Source organism: Peribacillus sp. P4_C12 (assembly GCF_056402095.1).
In genome coordinates this window covers 1-7,343 of the sequence record NZ_JBFUIB010000170.1, presented here as the reverse complement: position 1 = coordinate 7,343, position 7,343 = coordinate 1, and the positions used below count along the sequence as shown (strand labels likewise).

The 7,343-nt window shown below is 37.8% G+C and carries 8 protein-coding genes and 1 riboswitch; of the genes, 2 read left to right on the top strand and 6 right to left on the bottom strand.

Going from position 1 to position 7,343, the window contains the following annotated elements:
- Positions 1–449 precede the first annotated feature (449 nt).
- Positions 450–974: a DUF4309 domain-containing protein gene (locus AC1DUW_RS17505; RefSeq protein ID WP_235569750.1), complete on the top strand. Its 525-nt coding sequence runs from the start codon at positions 450–452 to the stop codon at positions 972–974.
- A 255-nt stretch (positions 975–1,229) separates the two neighbouring features.
- Positions 1,230–1,649: a VOC family protein gene (locus tag AC1DUW_RS17500; RefSeq protein WP_340452556.1), complete on the top strand. Its 420-nt coding sequence runs from the start codon at positions 1,230–1,232 to the stop codon at positions 1,647–1,649.
- Positions 1,650–1,952: 303 nt separating this feature from the next.
- On the opposite strand, the gene AC1DUW_RS17495 is transcribed toward AC1DUW_RS17500, so the two are convergent.
- The 6 genes from AC1DUW_RS17495 to AC1DUW_RS17470 all read right to left on the bottom strand — a co-directional run.
- Positions 1,953–3,152 (bottom strand): phosphoglycerate dehydrogenase, encoded by a 1,200-nt coding sequence (locus AC1DUW_RS17495; protein ID WP_053347601.1) that lies wholly within the window; start codon positions 3,150–3,152, stop codon positions 1,953–1,955.
- Positions 3,153–3,324: 172 nt separating this feature from the next.
- Positions 3,325–3,403: riboswitch (ZMP/ZTP riboswitch) on the bottom strand.
- Positions 3,404–3,606: 203 nt separating this feature from the next.
- Positions 3,607–4,947, bottom strand: coding sequence for a sugar porter family MFS transporter (locus AC1DUW_RS17490; RefSeq protein ID WP_200964801.1), 1,341 nt, complete (start codon positions 4,945–4,947; stop codon positions 3,607–3,609).
- Between the two features lie 27 nt (positions 4,948–4,974).
- Complete coding sequence (locus AC1DUW_RS17485; protein WP_477643073.1) at positions 4,975–5,400, bottom strand: RbsD/FucU family protein; 426 nt, start codon at positions 5,398–5,400, stop codon at positions 4,975–4,977.
- Complete coding sequence (locus tag AC1DUW_RS17480) at positions 5,393–6,307, bottom strand: fumarylacetoacetate hydrolase family protein (RefSeq protein ID WP_057219796.1); 915 nt, start codon at positions 6,305–6,307, stop codon at positions 5,393–5,395. Before AC1DUW_RS17480 ends, AC1DUW_RS17485 begins: the two co-directional genes overlap by 8 nt.
- 15 nt (positions 6,308–6,322) lie before the next feature.
- The gene (locus AC1DUW_RS17475) at positions 6,323–7,096 is read right to left on the bottom strand and encodes an SDR family NAD(P)-dependent oxidoreductase (protein ID WP_053347604.1); all 774 of its coding nucleotides are present in this window, start codon (positions 7,094–7,096) and stop codon (positions 6,323–6,325) included.
- A gap of 74 nt (positions 7,097–7,170) precedes the next feature.
- The coding region (locus tag AC1DUW_RS17470; protein WP_477643074.1) for an SDR family oxidoreductase at positions 7,171–7,343 on the bottom strand (173 nt) is incomplete at its 5' end.

Here is a 7,343-nt window from a genome sequence, read left to right as displayed (position 1 = left end):
CCGTGGTCGTCGGAGTCAGACTAACGGATGGGCTCAAAGGCACCATAGTTCAACGACCTTCTTCGCCAGCCATTAAAACATTATCGACCTAGAAACCAATTTTCATTCTCTGTGGTGAAGCGCTGATTTTTGCGCTTCATGGATGGCTAACGGGAGAGTTTAGTTGAAGTGGAAAATTTGGATATTTGCTTACCGTTTTAAATCCGTTTTTGTTGTTACTACTAATAAAAGGGGTAATAATTTTAGCTATTATTTTTCTTTATTTTAATAAGTGATTAACTGGAGCATCAGAAATTTCCGGGGACATCGGTTGAAACAGTATATTCCCTCCTGTAGAGTACTGCTGGATTAACAAAAATTTTCAGTGTTCTTTTTTTTTGAAAAAGACGTATTATATTTAGGGTGATTCGTCAATTCCTGTTTAGAAAGGGTGTTTAATTTTGAAACAAGTGAAAGGTTTCATCCGAAGCTTCACCATTTTAACACTTGCTTTTCTCATGTTTAGCGGAGGGGCAGCTTTTGCTTCTGCTGCTTCAGAATCATCGAAGTCCACGCCAGATCTCTTGATTCGAAAAATCATGGGTTTAGCTTATGAATCCCAACAATCGATTAACAGTGAACCKTTTTCTGTTGGTGATTCGTTGAAAAAAGTAGAAAAAGCCTGGGGTCCACCAGAAGATCTAAGTACCGTTGCAGCCAATTATTGGAGCCGTAATGTTCGATTCCTCTATGACGATTCAACAGGTAGAAAAACGATTACCGGCATTGATGATTTTGATCCTCAGTTGCAAACCATTCATTTATCTGAGTTGAAGGGATTGATTGGTAAACCTGTAAGTGAAGAGGAGCAAGAGGGAATGTACTATGTCACCTATACTGATAACAAAAATTATAAAGTTGTTTTCGTGTTTGAAAGCGCCTGGATTAACCCCGATCCAAAATTGTATATGTATACGCTTGAATTGGCGGATTAATCATGTAAATAATAAGTAACAATCCACATAAGGAATCGTCTCTGTAATTCATAGGGGACGATTCTTTTACTTAGAGCAAAAAAATCATGTTGTTTAAGACAAGATCGGCACTTATTCTTACGCAACCAACGGGTCAGGTTAAACTCAACAAAAAAAGTGGAAGGTAAATCCAATTAATAGTCTTTTTATGTTAAAGTTGCAATGTGCTAAGAAATAGATTTAATTATGGAACGATATACAGGGAGGAATGGGACAATGGAAAATAAATGGCCAAAAGAAATGAAAGTAGCGCAAATCCGAGTTGCACGTCCTACTGATCAACTAAAAAAGGTTGTAAACTTCTATTGTGAGGGATTAGGCTTGAAAAAAATCGGTTCTTTTGAAGGACACGAGGGATATGACGGTATTATGATTGGGCTTCCCAATTCAAACTATCATTTAGAGTTTACTCAACATAAAGATGGGAGTCCTTGTCCTGCTCCAACAAAGGATAATCTGCTTGTCCTCTATATTCCTGAAAGTAAAACCATTGAAGAAATCACAAATAGATTGAAAGGTATGGGTTATGATTCAGTATCTCCAGAAAATCCATATTGGGAAAAATCAGGTGTTACAATTGAAGATCCAGATGGGTGGAGAATTGTATTAATGAATTCGCCCGGCATAGGAAATTAAAATAATAACTGCAAATAAAAAGGAAGGTTATCTGAGCATGTCACTAAAAGGATTACATCTTTTCCTCATTCAACCAACGGGTGCGATTCTTTAATAGGAATCGCTTTTCTTATACTAACAGGTGCTAGTTCTATAGAAGACCACAATAAGTAGTCTCTTATATTTGTTCAAAAATCAACAGCATTACTGTCTAACAAAGCCTAAAATAAAAATAGCCTCAACTCCTTAAAGGAATTGAGGCTTGTACTAATATTTATCATTTGAGCAGGAAAGTATGCTTTCTTCCTGTTCCATTAAAGTATGTTAAATAATACGAGTTGTAACGATGCCTGTGATTTGTTTGATTTTTTCCTCTAAACCAGGAATGATATCGCCGTTTACTTCACCGTCAATGTCAATCATCGTATACGCGTATCCCCCACGGCTTCTGTTAACCATGTCAGCGATGTTCAAATTATAGTCTGATATAGCCAGTGTGATCTGCCCAACCATGTTTGGAACGTTTTCGTGGAAAGTTGCCACACGACGCTTTCCTGTATAAGGAAGGGAAGTGTTTGGAAAATTCACTGAGTTTTTGATGTTCCCTGTTTCTAAGAACAATTTCACTTGACGAGCTGCCATAATAGCACAGTTTTCCTCTGATTCTTGCGTAGAGGCACCAAGATGTGGGATTGGAACTACATTTTTCATTTTCAATACATTTTCATTCGGGAAGTCTGTAATAAACCTGCCAACTTTCCCGCTTTCAAGTGCAGCTTCCATATCCGTTTCATTCACAAGCTCACCACGTGAGAAATTCAAAATATGTACGCCCGGTTTCATGATGCTAAATGTTTCTTGGTTAAACATTCCTCTTGTGTCATCAGTTAATGGCACGTGTACAGTAATATAATCAGATTCAGCAAACAACTGTTCAATCGTCATAGCGCGCTGTACATTGCGGGACAAGTTCCAAGCTGTATCGACAGAGATGAACGGGTCAAATCCAATCACATCCATGTCTAAACCTAGTGCATCATTCGCTACAAGCGCACCGATCGCTCCTAAACCGATTACACCAAGAGTTTTTCCCTTGATTTCTTTTCCAACAAATTGTTTCTTTCCTGCTTCTACAAGCTTTGGAACTTGTTCTCCTTCACCCTCTAACGTCTTTGTCCAGGCCACACCGGCAAAAAGGTTACGAGATGAAGCCATTAAAGAGGTTAGTACCATTTCTTTTACAGCGTTAGCGTTAGCACCAGGGGTATTAAAAACAACAATTCCTTGCTCTGTGCATTTGTCGACGGGAATATTATTGACACCCGCTCCGGCCCTTGCGATTGCTTTTAAATTATCGCCTAATTCTAATGCATGCATGTTAAAGCTACGAAGAACAACAGCATCAGGATTTTCACTGTCATTGTCGATAGTAAAGTTATCCTTATTGAATACATTTAACCCGCTTTCAGCAATATTATTTAAGGTTTTGATTGTTTTCAGTTTTTCTAAAATTAATGTGCTCATATTATTTCTCCTCTTTTAATTTATGATAGTTTTTAAATTCCTAAATTAATTAACAAGATGTTAAGCAAGCTACTAATCAAATTTCATAAAAATCTGTGTATTCTCTAATAATGGATTTAAGTCTTCACTATCCTCTCCTAATAAACAGAAAGAGGCAAGGGATAATTTCCCTTACCTCTGCCCAGGCGAACGGCTACGACACTATATGCTCCCTCACGGTTATCCGCGTTTCGCCAGTCACACATAGTCTTTTAAATTAATTATATTTTATCAAATTCTCCATCAACCTTCAACTACAATTTTAAAAGGTTATCCTATTTCAGTTCCTTTGACAGAATTATTTAGTAGAATTCCCCATTACTCAGTCCCCTCAGCAAAAGAATATTCTTCTAATAGATGTTCTTCTGTTAGTTCAATATTTATCTTTAGTTCTTGTATTGGAAGGGTTAAACCCTTAAGCAGGTTTAATAGCTTTTTCCATATCTTGCTGACGCCAGTACTCTTCAATTTCTTCTAAAGTTTTCCCTTTGGTTTCTGGTGTTTTATAGTGAATAAATACGCAAGCAACTATTGATAATACYGCGTATATTAAGAAGACATTATTTCCAATGACACTTAACAATGGCGGGAAAGTATACGAAAAAAGAAAATTCAATGTGTACTGTAAAAATGTAATGACYCCCATTCCGATCGCTCTTGCTTGCAAAGGTAACACTTCAGGTATGAATAGCCAGAATACAGGACCTAGACCGATTCCAAACGCGAATACATATAARAACACACAAACCATACTAAATATCGTAAAATCTGAAAATAGTGCTAAACCGATTARTGGTAGGACCTGCCCGCCAATACTATAGATTAATAATGTTTTTCTTCCCAGTTTATCAACAATGAATARCGATATWGCCGTGGAAATAACTAAGGCGGTACCTATCCCGAAGTTGGCTATATTCGATCCGCTCCACCCGTTAATTTCCACTCCTTCAAAGATGATTGGAGCAAAGTATACTACAGCATTAATCCCAGTGAAGACCTGAAAAAACGTTAATATGAAGTTCATATTTAGAATCTTTTTATACTGGCCAACTAAATGTTTGAATCCGACAGTTTGCTGTTTTAGTGAATAATTAATATCGCTTATTTCATCTTCCACTTCTTTCTTCGATCCTCTTAGTTTCATTAATACTTTTCTTGCMCGTTCTTCTTTTCCTGCAGTCATTAGCCAACGTGGACTTTCGGGTGAGATTAGCATCCCAATCGTAAAGATTGCAGCAGGAATAATACCTATTCCTAGCATGATTCTCCAAGAACCACTAGCAGAAAAGGAAGCTCCTACAATGTAAGCACTTAAAATTCCGACATTTACACTTAATTGATATAATGCACCAATTAATCCTCTGATTTTAGGTGGAGCTAATTCAACCAGATATATCAACGAACACATATTGGCTATTCCACATCCGATTCCAAGGATAAATCGCGATCCTATTAAAACGCTTACATTAGTAGCGAAGGCACAGCCAATAGACCCAACAATAAACGTAATGCCTGCTCCTATTAAGAGCGATTTCCTTCCTAATACTTTAGATAAGGAGGTTGAAAGAACAATAGCAGGCAATGCTCCTAAAAGAAGGAAACTTACAATCAATCCTTGGCCGGCCGGGCTTAATCCAAATTCCTCGGTAATAAAGGGAATCGCTGGTGAAATGGCACCAGAATCAAAACCATATAAAAGTCCAGCCAAGCCACCAAAAATCGCATAAACATACATAATATTCGGAATTTTTTGCAAATAACTCACTCCTTTTAGATTCACTAATTAAAGTACACCTTTTTTCAATATAAGATTCGCATACTGTGCACGTTCACTTGTAGCGATAATGGCATATGCCGCCTTACTTCTTTCGTAAAAATCCATTCTTTCGATTTTTTCTATTTGGACAGGAAAGTCGCTCGTTTTTTTTATTATATCTTCATAGGTCTGCCAGATTACAGGGTTTTTTTCATCACCTTGAACAGGATTCATCAGCATGACTGGAAACGTAACATACGTATCTAGTGGRAAAAATTCTAATATGGCCCGTAAAAAATCAGCAACGCCATGTCCATGACCATTGATTATCCGGTTGGAATGACTTGCAGCCGGATAGTTTCCGTCTRCAAGTACAATCTCATCACCGTGCCCCATCTCCATCATAACTTTCATCAATTCTGGAGAAATAATAGGCGGGATTCCTTTAAGCATTAGTCAAAACCTTTTCACTTTCTTGAACAAATTTGTTCGTTAGTGTTCCAAGCTTTTCGATTTCAACAGTGACCACATCTCCTGGCTGAATATAAACGCGCTGATCAGCCGGTAAGCCTAATACGACTCCTTCAGGTGTACCTGTTAAAATAAGATCTCCCGGCTCTAACGTCATGTGCTGGGAAATATAACTTACGATTTCTGCACATGAAAAGATCATATCGGAAGTATTAGAATTTTGTCTTATTTCATTATTTACGTACGTTTTTAAATTAAGGTTGTTTGGATCTCCTACTTCGTCCGCTGTCACTAAGAAAGGTCCTACTGGACTAAAATCATCACAAGTTTTTCCAAGTAGCCACTGCTGTGTTCTCATTTGCAGATCTCTTGCAGACAAATCATTGACTGTACAATAACCAAAAACATGAGAAAGAGCAGCTTCTTGTGTTACGTTTTTTGTCTTTTTGCCAATTACAATTCCCAGTTCAACCTCATAGTCCAGTTCATTCGTTACATTTGGTATAACAATTTCACTTTGATGACCTGTTAACGTATTATCAAATTTGTTAAACAAGATAGGCACTTCAGGATACGGTGCATTGGTTTCATCTGCGTGTCTTCTGTAATTCAATCCGACGCAAATGATTTTRTGAGGTTTTGTAACACTAGGACCGTATATAAGCCCTTCCTCTTCAATAGCGACTGCACTTCCATTTGTGACAGCTTCATTAACCTTTATTTCAAAATCTTTTAGTTCGGATTGATTGAATTCAATTACTTGCATCACATCTGTTACTATATTGTTCCATTCATTCTTCTTAGCAGTTTCTTCGATATCTATTAAGTTATTCTCAATCTGAACAGCCAGTTTCTGATTTTCACCTTTTATAAAAGTAGCTAGTTTCATAGTTTCATTCTCCTTTTATGCATTTTTTCCAAAAACAACTCCGCCATCAATATATAAAGGCGATCCCATCATGAACGTAGACTCATCTGAGGCTAGAAATAGTGCAGCCTTTGCCACATCACTAGGTCTTCCTAATTCTCCGCTTAACTGTCTTTTCTTGATCGTTCCGATTGCGATTTCAGGATCGTCATATGAATTTTTCAAATAATCTTCAACAAATGGAGTTAAGATGGTGCCCGGCAATAAAGCATTTACTCGAATATTATAAGGGGCATAGTCCACTTGCATAGCTTTTGTCAGAGCAAGTACAGCGCCTTTCGTTGCTGAGTATGCGGCACGTTTAACTAGACCCATTTCCGCAGCGCAAGACGACATATTAATGACTACTCCACTTTTTTGTTCCATCATATAAGGAAGCGTGTATTTAGAGGGTAAATAAACCCCCTTCACATTTACACTCATAATTCGGTCCCAGACATCTGGCTCTACTTCGTCTACTCTACCCACATTGCTGATTCCTGCATTGTTGAATAGAATATCTATTTTTTTATACGTCTCAATAATCTGATGTATGGCAGATTGAACCGCTTCAGGATTCGTCACATCTACTTCGTAAAATGCTGCTTTTCCGCCATTTTCTTCTATTTCAGAAACTGTTCCTTGCCCATTTTCAGCATGAATGTCTGTGATGATAACAAATGCGCCTTCTTTTGCGAATAAACGGGCTGATTCCTTGCCGATACCGCTTCCACCGCCAGTGATAACTGCTATCTTGTTGAGTAGTCTCATAATATTACCTCCTGTTCATGATTCATATGATCTTCAGGCTGCGCCACTTTAACCGTTAATCCGCCATCTACCATTTACAGATGCCCATTGATTTGCACGGCTTCATCAGAGGCTAAAAAGAAAACAGAATCACCAATTTGTTTTTCTGTACCAAGTCTCTTCATTGGATTCACTTCAATCTCTTTTGCTAGAATTTGAGGATCTGCCAAATATTCATCRCACATATCCGTTGYAACGGTGCTCGGTC

Excerpts from the sequence above, each read along its gene's own strand:
- AC1DUW_RS17475 (WP_053347604.1), bottom strand. The coding sequence starts at position 7,096 with ATGAGACTACTCAACAAGATAGCAGTTATCACTGGCGGTGGAAGCGGT.
- AC1DUW_RS17500 (WP_340452556.1), top strand. The coding sequence starts at position 1,230 with ATGGAAAATAAATGGCCAAAAGAAATGAAAGTAGCGCAAATCCGAGTT.
- AC1DUW_RS17495 (WP_053347601.1), bottom strand. The coding sequence starts at position 3,152 with ATGAGCACATTAATTTTAGAAAAACTGAAAACAATCAAAACCTTAAAT.